This is a genomic window from Pseudalgibacter alginicilyticus, from assembly GCF_001310225.1.
In the GTDB taxonomy this organism is placed as follows: Bacteria; Bacteroidota; Bacteroidia; order Flavobacteriales; family Flavobacteriaceae; genus Pseudalgibacter; species Pseudalgibacter alginicilyticus.
The window spans coordinates 1,730,717-1,747,846 of the sequence record NZ_CP012898.1; the positions used below are offsets into that span (position 1 = coordinate 1,730,717).

The 17,130-nt window shown below is 32.1% G+C and carries 14 protein-coding genes; 8 read left to right on the forward strand and 6 right to left on the reverse strand.

All coding sequences use genetic code 11. The features are described 5' to 3' along the window. Window positions 1-52: 52 nt before the first annotated feature. From APS56_RS07195 to APS56_RS07205, 3 genes are all read right to left on the reverse strand, one after another. On the reverse strand, window positions 53-1,219 hold the full coding sequence (locus APS56_RS07195; protein WP_054726587.1) for a formimidoylglutamase: 1,167 nt from the start codon (window positions 1,217-1,219) through the stop codon (window positions 53-55). Between the two features lie 143 nt (window positions 1,220-1,362). Continuing rightward, window positions 1,363-3,855, reverse strand: a complete 2,493-nt coding sequence (gene topA / locus APS56_RS07200) for a type I DNA topoisomerase (RefSeq protein ID WP_054726590.1) — start codon at window positions 3,853-3,855, stop codon at window positions 1,363-1,365. 126 nt (window positions 3,856-3,981) lie between these two features. Beyond that, window positions 3,982-4,782 carry a hypothetical protein gene (locus tag APS56_RS07205; RefSeq protein ID WP_157757630.1) on the reverse strand — a complete coding sequence of 267 codons (801 nt, stop codon included), beginning with the start codon at window positions 4,780-4,782 and terminating at the stop codon, window positions 3,982-3,984. 237 nt (window positions 4,783-5,019) lie between these two features. Here APS56_RS07205 and miaB point away from each other — a divergent pair, with 237 nt between their 5' ends. The 8 genes from miaB (at window position 5,020) to APS56_RS07245 (ending at window position 13,842) form a co-directional block, all read left to right on the forward strand. Further along, the gene (miaB, locus tag APS56_RS07210; protein WP_054726597.1) at window positions 5,020-6,468 is read left to right on the forward strand and encodes a tRNA (N6-isopentenyl adenosine(37)-C2)-methylthiotransferase MiaB; all 1,449 of its coding nucleotides are present in this window, start codon (window positions 5,020-5,022) and stop codon (window positions 6,466-6,468) included. Between the two features lie 105 nt (window positions 6,469-6,573). After that, window positions 6,574-7,842 carry a sigma 54-interacting transcriptional regulator gene (locus APS56_RS07215; protein ID WP_054726600.1) on the forward strand — a complete coding sequence of 423 codons (1,269 nt, stop codon included), beginning with the start codon at window positions 6,574-6,576 and terminating at the stop codon, window positions 7,840-7,842. Between the two features lie 118 nt (window positions 7,843-7,960). Beyond that, on the forward strand, window positions 7,961-8,467 hold the full coding sequence (gene lptE / locus APS56_RS07220) for an LPS assembly lipoprotein LptE (protein WP_054726602.1): 507 nt from the start codon (window positions 7,961-7,963) through the stop codon (window positions 8,465-8,467). Window positions 8,468-8,566: 99 nt separating this feature from the next. Next, window positions 8,567-9,532 (forward strand): DUF8458 domain-containing protein, encoded by a 966-nt coding sequence (locus APS56_RS07225; RefSeq protein ID WP_054726605.1) that lies wholly within the window; start codon window positions 8,567-8,569, stop codon window positions 9,530-9,532. Beyond that, window positions 9,532-9,885, forward strand: a complete 354-nt coding sequence (gene secG, locus APS56_RS07230) for a preprotein translocase subunit SecG (RefSeq protein ID WP_054726608.1) — start codon at window positions 9,532-9,534, stop codon at window positions 9,883-9,885. Before APS56_RS07225 ends, secG begins: the two co-directional genes overlap by 1 nt. Window positions 9,886-10,028: 143 nt before the next feature. Next, window positions 10,029-10,304 carry a co-chaperone GroES gene (locus APS56_RS07235; protein WP_054726612.1) on the forward strand — a complete coding sequence of 92 codons (276 nt, stop codon included), beginning with the start codon at window positions 10,029-10,031 and terminating at the stop codon, window positions 10,302-10,304. Window positions 10,305-10,410: 106 nt separating this feature from the next. Beyond that, window positions 10,411-12,039, forward strand: a complete 1,629-nt coding sequence (gene groL, locus APS56_RS07240; RefSeq protein ID WP_054726615.1) for a chaperonin GroEL — start codon at window positions 10,411-10,413, stop codon at window positions 12,037-12,039. Window positions 12,040-12,210: 171 nt separating this feature from the next. Continuing rightward, window positions 12,211-13,842, forward strand: a complete 1,632-nt coding sequence (locus APS56_RS07245) for a hypothetical protein (protein WP_054726617.1) — start codon at window positions 12,211-12,213, stop codon at window positions 13,840-13,842. A 251-nt stretch (window positions 13,843-14,093) separates the two neighbouring features. On the opposite strand, the gene APS56_RS07250 is transcribed toward APS56_RS07245, so the two are convergent. The 3 genes from APS56_RS07250 to APS56_RS07260 form a co-directional block, all read right to left on the reverse strand. Continuing rightward, on the reverse strand, window positions 14,094-14,852 hold the full coding sequence (locus APS56_RS07250; RefSeq protein WP_054726620.1) for a helix-turn-helix domain-containing protein: 759 nt from the start codon (window positions 14,850-14,852) through the stop codon (window positions 14,094-14,096). A 43-nt stretch (window positions 14,853-14,895) separates the two neighbouring features. Then, the gene (locus tag APS56_RS07255) at window positions 14,896-16,038 is read right to left on the reverse strand and encodes an MFS transporter (RefSeq protein WP_054726623.1); all 1,143 of its coding nucleotides are present in this window, start codon (window positions 16,036-16,038) and stop codon (window positions 14,896-14,898) included. Window positions 16,039-16,134: 96 nt separating this feature from the next. After that, entirely contained in the window at window positions 16,135-17,112 is a 978-nt protein-coding gene (locus APS56_RS07260) for a polyprenyl synthetase family protein (RefSeq protein ID WP_054726626.1), read from the reverse strand. Window positions 17,113-17,130 lie beyond the last annotated feature (18 nt).

Consider the following 17,130-nt stretch of genomic DNA (forward strand, 5'->3'; position numbering starts at 1 on the left):
AAAAAAAGCGCATTTGAACGATTATAATGACTGTTTAACCATACACATACTCTTACAAACAATTCTTTTGGAACGCTTTGTACCAGCGTTCAGGCACATTACTATTGCATGCATCTATATAATCTTGGTGCATGCATGGTAATAACGTATGGCGTTTTAATTTATTATTCACTTCTGACAAAAAAGGAATTTCAATCCACCAGCGTCCTGTTTTTAAACTTTTGTAAAAAATCAATTCCTGTTCATCAACCAAAGTGATAAACTTTTGATAATAATCTTCATTTGAAAAATCATCATCCTTTACTCTACAATTAACACCTTCTACAAAATACCAGATCATTTGAGCCACCAACATGGATGTTAATTCATCATCTTTAGATGGGTTGTATTCATAAATACCAAAAGAAGATACTTTATTACTAATACCTGCATAACGCGCAATAGCACAAATCTCTTTTCCATCGATTCCATTAGGCGAGTATTTTTGTTTTAAACTAACTTCAGCACCTTTTACAGATGATAAATCAACACTTACTATATTAGCATCTCTTAACACAGGTTCAACAATAGTAATATCTTTAGATACTTGTCCTAATCGGTAAGCTTCAAAATAAAGCTTATTCATTAAATCTATTTCTTCCTGCGAATTAAAATAGGTTTGATAGCCAATTGTAGCATAATTGAAAAGGTTATAAGGTTCTTCTAAAATAATTTTACCTACAAAACTATTGTTCTTAATTGGTTTTTGAGAATCACCCAAATCAAACTTACAATCTACATTTACCAAATTAACCATTGGCATTAAAGTGTCATACGCACGATAGTTTGCATAGGTTAAATCTTGTGTTCCTCCAAGAATAACAGGTATGATATTTTTTTTAACAAGAACACTAATGGTTTCCTTTAAAGCAAAATAAGTATCTTCAACACTTTCCCCTTTATTAATATCTCCTAAATCAGCAATGATTGTATTCCAACTACCAGGAAAAAGTGCATAGAATGATTTTCGAATTTCATTTAGCTCAAATTCTTCACCTATATAGTTAACATCATTTCTATTTTCCAAAACACCTAAAATGGCAATGCTAACACCATCTAAGTCTGGTATACCATTTTGTTTAGAATGAATATGCAACTTTCTACCTAAAACTTGAGCCGACAGTAATTCGTTATGTGCTAAAACAGAATCTGATACAGGAGAAAGGAAATTAAAATTCATAAAACTAATTAATTAGCCCTATTAATTGGACATCCACAAATATGCATAGAAAAAATGATAAATATGATGTGATTTATACAAAAATAGCATATCATAAATTTTAATTTAAAAATAAAAAGAGACTGTCATTAAAAAAAATAGAATTATTTTTTCTTTTTAACAGGCGTTTTTCGCTTAGTTGTTTTCTTTTTGGGTGCGTTTTTCTCAATTAACCCCTTTACTTCTTCCAAAGTTAATTTAACAGCATCTACCGTTTTAGGTAATTCAATTTTTACTTTCCCTTTTATAATATTGTGTCGTCCCCAACGTGCTTTTTCAACACGGATACCTTCATCTTCCCAATTATGAACTACTTTATCTATTTCTTTTTGAATTTTTGTTTCTATCAATTCAACAATATCATCATCGGATAAATCATCCCAATCATATTTTTTATTGACATTAATAAACATATTATTCCATTTTATATAAGGACCAAATCGACCTTTACCTTTTTGAACAGGCAAATCATTATACATATATATAGGAGCGTCTGCTTTTTCTTTTTCTTTAATTAAAACAATAGCATCATCCAATTCTACAGAAAGTGGATCTACACCTTTTGGTAAGGACACAAAAGTATCTCCAAATTTAACATAAGGACCAAAACGACCATTATTTACTTCAATATCTTGATCCTTGTACACCCCAAGATTTTTTGGAAGTTGAAATAAATCCATAGCTTCCTCATAAGTTATAGTCGTTAATTGTTGGTCTGGACTTAAACTAGCAAACTGAGGTTTTTCTTCATCATCCACTGTTCCTATTTGTACCATCGGCCCAAATCTACCTAAACGAACACTGACTTGTTTTCCTGATTTAGGATCTTTTCCTAAAATACGCTCACCAGATTCCCTGTCTGCATTTTCTTGAACATCAACCACTACTGGGTGGAAATTTTTATAAAACGATTTCATCATCTTAGTCCAATCTTCTTTCCCTTCAGCTATTTCATCAAAATCAGCTTCAACCTTTGCTGTAAAATTATAATCTAAAATAGCATCAAAATGATTAACCAAAAAATCTGTTACAATCATCCCAATATCTGTTGGTACTAACTTACCTTTATCAGACCCTACTTTTTCAGTCAACGCCCTGTTTTTAACAATACCGTTTTGTAAAGTTAATTGTGAATAAGTCCGTTCTTCTCCATCTACAGAACCTTTTTCAACATAATTTCTATTTTGAATGGTAGAAATAGTTGGCGCATAAGTAGACGGACGTCCAATGCCTAATTCTTCCAATTTTTTAACCAAAGAAGCCTCTGTGTATCTTGCTGGCGGTCGCGTGTAGCGCTCCGTTGCTGTAATGTAACTATTAAGAAGTTTTTCGTTAACTTTCATAGCTGGCAGCATCCCGTCTTGCTCTTCATCTTCATCATCACTTCCCTCTAAATACACTTTTAAAAATCCATCAAAAGTGATAACCTCTCCGTTTGCAGTAAAAAGCTCTTTATGTGTTGATGCGCTAACTTTAACATTGGTACGCTCTAACTCAGCTTCACTCATTTGCGATGCAATGGCACGTTTCCAAATTAAATCATATAAGCGTGCTTGATCTCTATCAATATCTACTGAATGTGTTGCAAAATTTGTAGGACGAATAGCCTCATGCGCCTCTTGAGCACCTTTAGCTTTACCTTTATAGTTTCTTGGCTTACTATATTTAGCACCGTAAGCATCTTTAATTTCTGCTTCGGCACCTTTTCTGGCTTCATCAGATAAATTAACACTATCAGTTCTCATATAAGTAATTAATCCTGCCTCATATAAGCGCTGGGCCATAGTCATGGTTTTGCTTACTGAAAAATACAATTTGCGTGATGCTTCTTGTTGTAATGTAGAAGTTGTAAACGGTGCTGCTGGCGATTTTTTAGCAGGTTTTTTCTCTAAATCTGAAACTTTAAAATCAGCATTTGCATTTTGCTCTAAAAATTTTTGAGCTTCTTCTTTAGTTGAAAAATTTTTGGGAAGTTTGGCTTTGAAAGTTTGACCATCTTCATTTGAAAACTCAGCATCTATTCTATAAGAAGCTACTGCCTCAAAATTTTGAATATCTCGTTCTTTCTCAACAATTAATCTTACAGAAACAGACTGTACACGACCCGCAGACAAACCTCCTTTCACCTTTCTCCATAATACGGGCGACAACTCATAACCAACAATTCTGTCTAAAACACGACGCGCTTGCTGCGCATCTACCAAATCGTAATCAATACCTCTTGGATTTTCAATCGCTTTTTGAATAGCCGTTTTAGTAATTTCATGAAAAACAATACGCTTAGTTTTGTTTTTATCCAATTTTAAAGTTTCTGCCAAGTGCCATGCTATAGCCTCTCCTTCTCGATCCTCATCACTTGCTAACCAAACCGTTTCGGCCTTTTTAGCTAAGTCTTTCAGTTTTTTTACGACTGTTTTTTTATCGGTGGAAACTTCATATTTTGGTTTAAAATCGCCATCAACATCTACTCCCAATTCCTTTGAAGGCAAATCGGCTATATGACCGAAACTAGATTCTACTTTAAAATCTTTTCCTAGAAATTTTTCAATGGTTTTTGCTTTTGCTGGTGACTCTACTATCACTAAATTCTTCGCCATACTACATTTTTTGAAGGTACAAATGTATGAGAAAAAAAGTTTAAGTTCCTACATTTTATAAATTAACTCTACTTTCTATTATGTTAAAACACCTATACCAATTGTTTAATAATCAATGTTTATAAATCACTCAACTTCCCCTATTTGTTCAATTTCACTCTTTTCATTAAAACCAATTACATCCTTATATATAAAATATGGTGGTAAATAAATGATTGAAAAAGTAAATAGCATTCCTACTCCACAAAGAATTATCCCAAAAAAACCAATAATCCCAGTTATAATCATCAATCCAAAAACAATCATCCATTTTCTTGTCCCTAAATTAAACCCCAAACTAAAAATCTCAGTACTTTCTAATTCTGGATTAAATGCAAAAAGCACTACAAATAAGGTAGAATATACACTAAAAATAATTGCAATCACCCCTCCTAAAATAGAAGCTGTTTCTGGTCCTAAAAATTTTTCAAAAGCAAAATTTATCAATGATACTAAAAATGATAATGCCGCAATCGTTAATATTTTGCCTGAATATTGCCCTTTAAAATAATAAAAAAGGTCCATCCCGCTAAACGGTTCATTAAAATCAATTTTCTTAATAATTCTATAAAAACCAGCTATTAAAGTTGTGCTTAAAAAACTCAACACAAAAGTTAGTCCTAAAATCTGATACCTAAAACTATCAGTCTGCATCATTAAATTACTAACCTCATTAGGGTCATAATTACCATTTTGCATTTGCTCAGTAAGAGCCGTATACATAGGCATATAAATTACTACAAAAATAGGAATAGCCACAACAAAAATACAAAGCATTAGCAAAAAGCCTTGTAACCATGTTTTTTTAAAAAGCTCGAAAGTTCTACTTAAAATATCTCCAAAATCTAATGCTTTAGCATTATTTATTTTTTCAAGTAAAGTAGTCATAATATCCATATATTCCGTTTTGTATAGTAATAAAACCCAAAGTAAACACTTCCTAAAACATTTCACAAATTTAATACTTTTTTAAATATGACACTTTGTCACAAACAGTAAATAAATTGTATCTTTGCATGCTTCTTGAAAAGAAACGTTATCAAATGGTAACTAATTATTTTAAGCAACAGATGTCAATCAACCCCTTATTAACAGTAAAATTGAACGGCTCATTTCTACGAAACCATGGAAAAGATAATAGACGAAAATAAACAAGGAGAATCTTTGGTTCTTGAACAAAAAGAAGGTAATCAGCGGAAACTTTTTATAGAAAGTTATGGGTGTGCTATGAATTTTAGCGATAGCGAAATTGTAGCTTCAATCCTGGCCAATCAAGGATTTAACACCACTCAAAATTTAGAAGAAGCAGATTTAGTTTTGGTAAACACTTGTTCTATTCGCGATAAAGCAGAGCAAACTGTTAGAAAACGTTTAGAAAAATACAATGCGGTCAAACGGGATCTTAACCCAAAAATGAAAGTTGGTGTTTTAGGCTGTATGGCAGAACGTCTAAAAACAAAATTTCTTGAAGAAGAAAAAATTGTAGATTTGGTTGTTGGGCCAGATGCCTACAAGGATTTGCCAAACCTATTGGCAGAAGTTGATGAGGGTAGAGATGCTATTAATGTCATACTTTCCAAAGAAGAAACTTATGGCGACATTTCCCCTGTGCGTTTAAACACAAATGGTGTTACTGCGTTTGTTTCCATAACACGGGGTTGCGACAATATGTGCACCTTTTGTGTCGTACCTTTTACAAGAGGACGTGAACGCAGCCGCGCCCCACAAAGCATACTTGAAGAAGTAACCAATTTATGGAACAGAGGCTATAAAGAAATAACATTACTAGGACAAAATGTAGATAGCTATTTATGGTATGGGGGCGGATTAAAAAAAGATTTTGACAAAGCCAGCGATATTCAAAAAGCAACCGCGGTTAATTTTGCTAATTTACTGGAGCTATGTGCAAAAGCACAACCAAAAATGCGTATTCGTTTTTCAACTTCCAATCCTCAAGATTTAACCTTAGATGTGGTTAAAACTATGGCTAAATATCAAAATATTTGCAATCATATTCATTTACCTGTACAAAGTGGCAGCAATCGTATTTTAAAAGAAATGAATCGTTTGCACACTCGTGAAGAGTATATGGAATTGATTGACAACATTCGTCGTATTCTTCCAAATTGTACTATTAGCCAAGATATGATTGTTGGCTTTCCTACGGAAACTGAAGCAGATTTTCAAGACACCGTATCGCTAATGAAATATGTAAAATATCATTTTGGATATATGTTTACTTATTCCGAAAGGCCTGGCACCATGGCAGAACGAAAAATGATTGATGATGTACCTGAAGAAGTAAAAAAACGACGCTTACAAGACATTGTAGATTTACAAAGAGAACATAGTGAAATTAGAACCAAGGCCTTTTTAAATAACATTGTAGAAGTTTTAATAGAAAAAGAATCTAAAAAATCTGAATTACAATGGTCTGGAAGGACTTCGCAAAATGTAGTAACTGTTTTTCCTAAAGAAAATTATAAAATTGGTGATTTTGTAAACGTACAAGTTACAGACTGTACAAGTGCTACATTAATTGGAAAAGCCATTGGGTTGAGTGAGAATAATTAAAAAGAAACATTTAAATCAAGAACTAAGATTTAAACATCTGTTCTTTAGTAAATGTATTAAAATAAAATCTTGACTTTAAGTCTTGAGTTTTGAATTAAAAAAAGTATGGAATCAGTTCAAGCAATAAAACAACGATTTGGAATTATAGGCAACAGTGCATCGCTTAATCGTGCTATAGAAAAAGCCATTCAAGTTGCCCCTACTGATATTTCTGTATTAGTTACGGGAGAAAGTGGTGTTGGAAAAGAAAGTATTCCAAAAATAATACACCAATTATCGCACAGAAAACACAATAAATATATTGCTGTAAACTGTGGTGCTATTCCTGAAGGAACTATAGACAGCGAGCTATTTGGGCACGAAAAGGGAGCTTTTACAGGAGCAACACAAACCAGAGAAGGCTATTTTGAAGTAGCTGATGGCGGGACTATTTTTTTAGATGAAGTTGGCGAACTGCCTTTAACTACACAGGTACGCTTATTACGTGTTTTGGAAAACGGTGAGTTTTTAAAAGTAGGTTCTAGTAAAGTACAAAAAACAAATGTACGTATTGTAGCTGCCACAAACGTAAACATGTTTGAAGCCATCCAAAAAGAAAAATTCCGTGAAGATTTATTTTACAGACTAAGCACTGTGGATATTAATCTACCACCACTACGTGAACGCCAAGAAGACATTCATTTATTATTTAGAAAATTTGCTAGTGATTTTGCTTTAAAATATAAAATGCCAACTATTAAATTAACAGATAATGCGGTTCAATCACTTTTAAAACATCGCTGGGGTGGAAATATTCGTCAGTTAAGAAATATTGCAGAACAACTATCCGTTTTAGAACAAAACAGAACTATTAACAGCGAAACTTTGAGAAGTTACTTACCTGCTTCCAATGGCAATTTACCCGCTGTAATTAAAACAGCCAAATCTGAAAGTGACTTTAGTAGTGAACGAGAAATTCTATATAAAGTACTTTTTGACATGAAAAGCGACTTAAATGATTTAAAAAAGCTCACTTTAGAATTAATGAAAAATGGCAATGTAAAAGACGTTGAAAAGAATAACGAAAGTTTGATTCAAAAAATTTATGGCAATGCCGATGAAGATGATGCTGAATATGAAGAAACCACCAATGAACCAGAACTATTATCCATACCCGAACATAATTCAAGTTTAACAGAATTAACAAATTCTACCGATAAATATCATTTTGCTGAAGAAATTGAAGAGGAAGAAACTTTATCGTTGCATGACAAAGAATTAGAATTAATAAAAAAATCATTAGAACGTCACAGTGGAAAGCGTAAATTAGCAGCAGCAGAATTAGGCATAAGTGAACGTACACTCTATAGAAAAATAAAACAGTACAACTTATAATGTAGGTTTAAACAAAGTAATTTGATAACAAAAAGATAATCGCTTATTACAATACCTTGCTAAACAAGTCTTAGCTGAGTACGAACAAAAAAAACATTTAAACAACACCAACTATTTAATGAAACGCATAACATATATTTATATCTTCATTTTAACAGTCACCTTTACAAGTTGTGGTATTTACTCATTTACAGGGATATCCTTAGACCCTGATGTAAAAACATTTCAAGTAAATAGGTTTGAAAATTTAGCTTTGTTAGTAGAACCTGGTTTAGAAAGAGACTTTCAAGTATCCCTCCAAGATTTAATTCAAAATCAAACTAATTTAAGTTTAGAAACCTCAAATGCTCATTTGGTTTATGAAGGCGAAATCACAGATTACCGTATATCCCCAACAACAGCAACCTCTGAAAGTACTGCAGCACAAAACAGGTTAACCATTTCTGTTAAAATACGTTTTTTTAACAGAAAAAAACCAGAAGATGATTTAGAACAATCTTTTTCTTTCTTTTATGATTACCCAGGAAGTTCTCAACTTATTGGTGGTTTAAAAACAACCGCACATGAGGAAATTTTTGAACGTATAACTCAAGATGTTTTTAATGCAACCTTAGCAAAATGGTAACGTTTAGGTTGATGATTTTTTCAGTTCAAATAAAGTGAAAAATCAAAATATTTATAAAATCAAAATTCTATAATAAAATAATTAAATTTGGCTTAGCCAATGAATAGTACAGATTTCACATATTTACTCCAACACCCTCAAACGGTTTCTCACCAGCAAATCAATGATGTAAAATCTATTATAGAGCAGTTTCCTTATTTTCAATCGGCTAGAGCCCTTTTTCTTAAAGGTCTCAAAACTCAAGAAAGCTTCAAATACAATCAAGAATTAAAAACCACTGCTGCTTATACCACTGATAGAAGTATTTTATTCGATTTTATTACTTCAGAAGCTTTTTCTCAAAATAAAATATCACAATTCATAAAACAACATGGAGCACATCTTTTAGACATTCATGTTGATGCTGATGATATTTCAGTAAATAAAAGCGTTTCAATTGATCTTGCTTTGAAGCAACAACTTGAAGACCCTAATGACGTATTTGACCCAACACTTTTTCAAGCCAAAGAACCACGAGAAAAACCAGAATCCATTTTTGTTTTAGATGATTCTGAAACCATTGAAAATACTTCTAAAGAAGCAAAGACACCCCCTATTTCTGCTGAAGATGTTTTAAAAATTGGTTCACCTTTGCAATTTGATAAAAAAGAGAAACACTCTTTCAATGAATGGTTAAACTTAACAAGATTTAAACCTATAAACAGAAGTACTCCTGTTAAAATAAAAGAAACACCTAAAAAAGAAAAACATAACGAAAAAACATCTCCAGAAGCATTAGATCGATTAAAAAAATTTGAATTAATAGATAAATTCATTTCTGAAAACCCAAAAATTCCACCCGTTAAATCGTTTACATCAAATAGCAACATTGCCAAAGACCGAATGATTCAGCCAGAAACGTTGATGACAGAGACTTTAGCACGTATTTATGTTGAACAAAAAAATTATAAAAAAGCCATTCAATCTTATAAGATTTTAAGTTTGAAATATCCAGAAAAAAGTAGTTTCTTTGCAGTCCAAATTAAAGCAGTAGAACAATTACAAGAACAAAATAATATAAAATAATGAGTACGTTCACAATATTTTTAGCCTTAATCGTAATCGTAGCATTTTTGCTCGTAGTAGTTATCATGGTACAAAACCCAAAAGGCGGCGGATTGTCATCTTCATTTGGTGGCGGTGGCACACAGCAATTGGGCGGTGTAAAAAAAACCACTGATTTTTTAGACAAAAGCACATGGACATTAGCAACCTTATTATTAGCCTTAATTTTATTATCAAATGTAGCTATTAATAGAGGTGGAACAGATTTAGATTCTAAAGCCTTGGATGCAGAAGCAACTACAACACAACCGTTGCCTGCTATTCCTGATACACCAGCACAATCACCTATTGATGACTCTGCTACACAAGACTAATTGAGTATTATAAATAAACAAAAAATGCCAACTAAATAGTTGGCATTTTTTGTTACTGCAAGTTTGTCAGTAATTTGTTATTGGCATAATTTTCGAATGATGTATAGTATTAAATAATTAATAACTTAAAAAATAATATAATAATGGGGTTAAACATTAAACCACTAGCAGACCGAGTTCTAATTGAACCATCGCAAGCCGAAACTAAAACGGCTTCTGGAATTATTATTCCTGATAATGCAAAAGAAAAACCACAAAAAGGTACTGTGATTGCAGTTGGAAAAGGTACAAAAGATGAACCAATGACTGTTGCCATTGGCGATGCTGTTTTGTATGGTAAATATGCAGGAACAGAACTTAAATTAGAGGGTAAAGATTATTTAATTATGCGAGAAAGCGATATTCTTGCGATTGTATAAATCGCTATTAGCTATTAGCCTTCGGCTTTTAGCTCCAACTAAAATTAATATTAATTCTTATTAGCTAACAGCAAGTAAGCTTAAGGCTAAATTAAAAATTTAAAAAATGGCAAAAGACATAAAATTTGATATTGAAGCACGCGACGGGCTAAAACGCGGTGTTGATGCATTAGCAAATGCAGTAAAAGTAACATTAGGTCCAAAAGGAAGAAATGTAATCATAAGCAAATCATTTGGAGCTCCACAAGTTACTAAAGATGGTGTATCTGTTGCAAAAGAAATAGAGTTAGAAGATGCTCATGAAAATATGGGTGCTCAAATGGTAAAAGAAGTTGCTTCTAAAACCAATGATTTAGCAGGTGATGGTACAACAACCGCCACCGTTTTAGCTCAAGCTATTGTTAAAGAAGGTTTAAAAAACGTGGCTGCAGGTGCTAACCCAATGGATTTAAAACGTGGAATTGACAAAGCTGTAAGTGCTATTACTGAAGATTTAGAAAAACAATCAAAAAAAGTTGGAAACTCTTCAGAAATGATCAAGCAGGTAGCGTCTATTTCAGCAAATAATGATGACACTATTGGCGAACTTATTTCTAAAGCTTTTAATAAAGTAGGAAAAGAAGGGGTTATTACTGTTGAAGAAGCAAAAGGGTTAGAAACATATGTTGATGTTGTAGAAGGTATGCAGTTTGACAGAGGATATTTATCTCCTTATTTTGTGACCGACTCTGATAAAATGATTGCAGATTTAGAAAATCCATACATTTTGTTATTCGACAAAAAAATATCTAACTTACAAGAAATTCTTCCAATTTTAGAGCCTGTTGCTCAATCTGGTCGTCCGTTATTAATTATTGCTGAAGATGTAGATGGTCAAGCTTTAGCCACTTTGGTAGTAAACAAATTACGTGGTGGATTAAAAATAGCTGCTGTAAAAGCTCCTGGTTTTGGTGATAGACGTAAAGCTATGTTAGAAGATATTGCTATTTTAACTGGTGGAACTGTCATTTCTGAAGAAAGAGGATTTACTTTAGAAAATGCTGATATTTCTATGTTAGGTACTGCTGAAACTGTAACAGTTGATAAAGACAATACTACAATTGTTAACGGTTCAGGAAATGCTGATGATATAAAAGCACGAGTAAACCAAATTAAAGCGCAAATTGAAACAACCACATCAGACTACGATAAAGAAAAACTTCAAGAACGCTTAGCTAAATTAGCTGGTGGTGTTGCCGTACTTTATGTTGGTGCTGCAAGTGAAGTTGAAATGAAAGAGAAAAAAGACCGCGTAGATGATGCTCTTCACGCTACAAGAGCTGCTGTTGAAGAAGGCATTGTTGCTGGTGGTGGTGTTGCTTTAGTGAGAGCTAAGTCAGTTTTAGAAAAAATAACAACCGAAAACCTTGATGAAGTTACTGGAATTCAAATTGTAGCACGTGCTATAGAATCTCCATTACGTACTATTGTAGAAAACGCAGGTGGTGAAGGTAGTGTTGTTGTTTCTAAAGTAATGGAAGGCAAAGGTGCTTTTGGATACGATGCTAAAACTGAAACGTATGTAGATATGTTAAAAGCTGGAATTATCGACCCTAAGAAAGTAACACGTATCGCTTTAGAAAATGCAGCATCAGTTTCTGGTATGATTCTAACTACAGAATGTGCTTTAATTGATATTAAAGAAGAAGCTGCTGCTCATCCTCCAATGGGTGGTGGTATGCCTGGAATGATGTAATTGAAAAGCTTCGATACACACATATTAAAAAACGCTTCAAAAGTTATTTGAAGCGTTTTTTTGTATCTTAATCTAAAATATTCACCGATTTATCCTTACAATAGTTCTCTTTATTTTGGAGAATATTATTATAAATCTTTATTTTGATTGCAATAAATAACGTTAGCCCAAATGAAAAATCGAAAAGCAAAACTAATAATAGCTATGGGCATTACGTTATTAACAATTGTTTTTCTTAGCTATTCCCAAAATAATAAAAAGACAAACTTATATTCTGGAAACATCAACGTACCATACGAACGCACTATTAATTGGAATACAAAATCAAAATTCTACGATTCTATTGTCGGTATGTGGGCTCAAAAAACTGTTGAATATGGGCCCCAAAAAGGAAAGGTTGATAATCCACGCATTTTATTAGCACAACTTCATGCCAAAACAAACATTCCAGAAACCAACAAAATTATATTAAACATGATGCCATGGGGCATCTCTGGTTCCTCTTGGGCACTAAACAAACTTGGCGATTACGATTTTACTTGTACCGTTCTCACATCTATATTATATCAGTTTGGTGATCATCCAGAATTACTATACAAGGAAACATTAGAACACTTACTAAATGTGTTGTTAGTTGAAGATGGCCATAAATTCAGAACTACAGCTCCAAAAACTTTAGGATTATTTCCTGAAACCGAAAATCATATACTGATGACTGAAGGTTCTCGCTATCTAAAAAACAGATGGTTGGCTCTTCATGGAAATAACGACCCAAAATATGATAATATCAGTAATCAAATGGAATCAAAACTCATTAAGTTCTTACATAAAATGAAAACCAATGGACTGCATGAATTTAATTCCATGCCTTATATTGGCTATACTATAACAGCCCTATTAAACTTAGAAGCCTATGCTTCTGAAAACCTTAGAAAAGAAGCTCGAGATGTATTAGACTACATGAATTTTTGCTATGCCATTGGAAGTTATAATTATAAATACTTTCCACCAATGAGAAGACGTTATGACCGTGCTAACTGGCACAAATTAACTACAGGATACCATACCGTTTTTATGAAGGCTTGGATGAGTTTTTTACCTAAAGAAAAAACAAATTTCAATATTGGACAAGGACAAGCTCATGCTTTAATGGGAGCATGTATGCCATACCGTCCAGCAGATAAAATCACCAAACTTTTATTTAACAAAGGAAATGGTTACTTTATAAAAATAGGACATGGTAAGAATGCGAGTCCTGAAATATATGCTGCGGGTGTAAACTATTTGCTCTCTGCAGGTGGTGTTAATCGTGGAAAAACATCTCAAATTGTTGCTCGACCCATTACTCTTTTTATTAATGATGACGCAAAAAGCTTAGAAGAAACTTTTCATATATTTGGACCAGGCTCCAATTTTAAGGAATGGAATAATACTGGAGTATATAAAAATTTTGCTTGTGCTGCTGGGCCTGTATCTGTTCCAAAAGGACAACAACCTATTGCTCAAAACAAAATATGGTCTATCTATACTGCTAATGAAAACTTATTTCTTGCTGTATTTTCTTCAAAAAACCTTGGTATTTTAGCTGTTTTTGAAAATGAAGACCCAAAAGAAATACTCCTAAATTTAGAAAAAGAAAATTCAGATTTAGAAAAGTTAAAAACACAATTTAAATTTTCTAATGGCTCATTAATTATTTATGACGTTTATGCTCCAAAAAACAAATGGGTTATTAAACAAGTAGATAGCACACCTCTTGATAGATTATATGATGATTGGCCTTTAATTCATGGTGAATTTTAGTTGCAAATCAACTGTAATTACTGACGCTAAACATTATACCAAATCTTTTTTATTTTTTTGTAAAATAGCTTCAAAAACACTTAAAACAACCAATACTAATTAAACTTACTTAAAAAAAATAACAAATTAATTAATTATTTTTTTACGTTAATAATAGCAAACACTCACACTTATTGATTTATAAATTATAGTATCAGACATTTGTTAACAAACAATGCAAAAACATTTAAGCACAAGTACCTGACACAAATTTAGTTTTGTAGTTTGAATTCAGAAGGGCTCATACCTGTATGCTTCTTAAAAAACCTTGAAAAACTACTAATAGAATCAAAACCTAATTTAAAAGCCAATTCTTTGGTAGTGATTTCACTCCTAACTATTCTGCGTTTTGCTTCTGTTATTTGACGTTGTTGAATAATTTGCTTTGCAGTTAACTTTAGTTTATCTTTTAGAATTTGATTTAATCGTTGTCCACTTATTCCTAATTTTTCAGCATAAAAATGAGTATTTACTTCTTTCAAAAAATGAATTTCCATTAGCTCTAAAAACTTAAACACTCGCTTTTGACTTAAATCTTGTTTTAAAAAACTGCTTCTTTGATACCTTATCAAATGTAGTAATAACAACTTTAATAAGGTTTTAATCATAATAAAAGATGCTGTACCACTACTATATTCACCTTTAAGTAATTCAATTATTTTTTGTATTTGCTTAACTTCTCTTACTTCTGTTAATACAAATTCTGGAAATTTATTAAAAAGCGACATTACATCTAATGCATATTCAATGTCATCTTCATCAATTAAATCACGTTCAAAATTTATTAAAATCCCATCCTTAGTATTAAATACTTCGGTGCTAAATACTTCATTTAAAGGTTTAAAGTGAATTACTAAATCACCAGATTTAAATTCAAAATAAATACCCATAGAATTAGCAGATAGTAATTTCCATTTGCTTTCACTATTTTGAAGAATTTGAAATTTATTGTTATTACTTAATGTATTCATTTACTTTGAAGTGAACCTCAAAAGTAAGAAGAATTTTTTATGTTTATTTTTTTGATAATTTTTGAAACATAAAATACATTGCGCAACCAATGATTAAAGCCAAACCTACCGATACCTTATAAATTGCGGTATAATTATTAGATACATATTCAATAAATGTAGACAGAAACTGTCCTCCAAAAACTCCCATAGAGAATAAACCTAAATTCTTTCCTTGGCTTTGTAAGGTGCTAGCTTCAAGCATCATATGATTTAACAAAGGAATTGTAAAACCAAAACCTGTACCTATAAAAATTACTGTTAGTATTAAAAATGGGATACTCATGGTAGTTGCTAATACCAAATAGCCGCCCATAAAAAACATAAATCCAAGTGCAACTGTTTTTCCATCTCCTAAAGCTTTTACCATTTTTGGCATTTGACTCGCTGTTAAAATTGCTATTACAGATATAGAAGCCATTAAATACCCGGTTTCCGATTCACTAAAACCAAATGATTGTGGTAAGTATATTGGTAACGTCACAAAACCCACAAAAAATAACATCATGGCTAAAAGTGACGCCACAAAAATGAGTCTAACTTTCAACTTACTCTTTTTATTTTCTTGTTGAATTTGAGAATTATCTACAATACTATGTTTTGGTTTTGGCAATGTAATTGCTACCAAAATCAAGCAAAAAAGAGCAACAAGATAAATGTAAAAGGGAAATTGCCAATTTATTTCTCCCAAAATGCCTCCGATGGCTAAAAAAATAACACCACCCAATTCAATTGACATTCCTTGCCATGCAATCATTTTCATTCTGGATTCACCTGTAAAAAAGTCAGCAATATAGGCCGTAATAGATACTTGAATTGTAACTGTTGCTGCACCAAGTAAAATTCTATCTATAATTAAAATGTAATCATTACTTATAAAGGCTCCTATAAAACCTAAAATTGCATAAGGAATCAATCCTATACTTAATAGTTTTATAGTTCCTAATCTATTAAGCAATCTGCCAACTAAAGGTGCAAAAAGAACCACACCTAATGAAGGTAGTGTAATAAGCCAACTTGCAGAAAAGCTTAAATCTTTATGCTTTACAATTCCAGATAATGAAGGTGCAATAACCGTACCTACCATTATAGTTAGGCTACTAACAAATAATATGGTAAAGATTCCGAAGTTTGATATTTTATTCATGCTACAAAATTCAAACTAATCTATCAAAACACGCTTACCTGTTTTTATAATTTAATATACAAAAATGAAAATTTGAATAAAAATAAGTATTAGCACCTACTTTTTCCTATCAATCACGTAATTGACCATTAGCTCTAAGGAGTCTTTATATCTTGATTCTGGATAGGTTTTAAGCAATTGCAATGCCTCTTCTTGAAATTGCTTCATCTTTTGTATTGCATAATCTAAACCTCCACTATCTTTTACAAAAGAAATCACTTCCTTAACGCGCTTAGTATCTTTATTATGGTTTTTGATTGAGTTAATCAGCCAATTTTTTTCTTTTTTTGAAGCATGATTAAGTGTATAAATTAGAGGCAAGGTCATTTTTTGCTCCTTAATGTCAATACCTGTTGGTTTACCTATTTGATCATCTCCATAATCAAATAAATCATCTTTAATTTGAAAGGCCATCCCAATCAACTCACCAAATTTGCGCATGATTTCCACGTGATTAGATTCTGGTTTTACCGAAGCAGCTCCTAAACTACAACAAGCAGCAATTAAAGTAGCCGTTTTTTGCCGTATAATTTCATAATAAATATCCTCAGTAATATCCAACTTTCTGGCCTTTTCAATTTGAAGCAACTCCCCTTCACTCATTTCTCTTACTGCAATTGAAATAATTTTCAATAAATCAAAATCGTTATTATCAATGCTTAAAAGCAAACCTTTAGAGAGTAAAAAATCACCTATTAAAACAGCTATTTTATTTTTCCAAAGAGCGTTTACAGAAAAAAAGCCACGACGCCTATTGCTATCGTCAACCACATCGTCGTGTACTAAAGTAGCAGTATGTATCAATTCTATAACCGAGGCTCCTCTATAAGTACGTTCACTAACTTCGCCATTAGATACCATCTTAGCTACTAAAAACACGAACATAGGTCGCATTTGTTTGCCTTTTCTGTTTACAATGTAATGGGTAATTCTATTTAATAATGCTACCTTACTAGCCATAGAAAGCTGAAACTTTTGTTCAAAAAGTTCCATTTCGTATGCTATAGGTTGTTTAATTTGTTCTACTATCTTCATGTGAAGAAACAAATATAA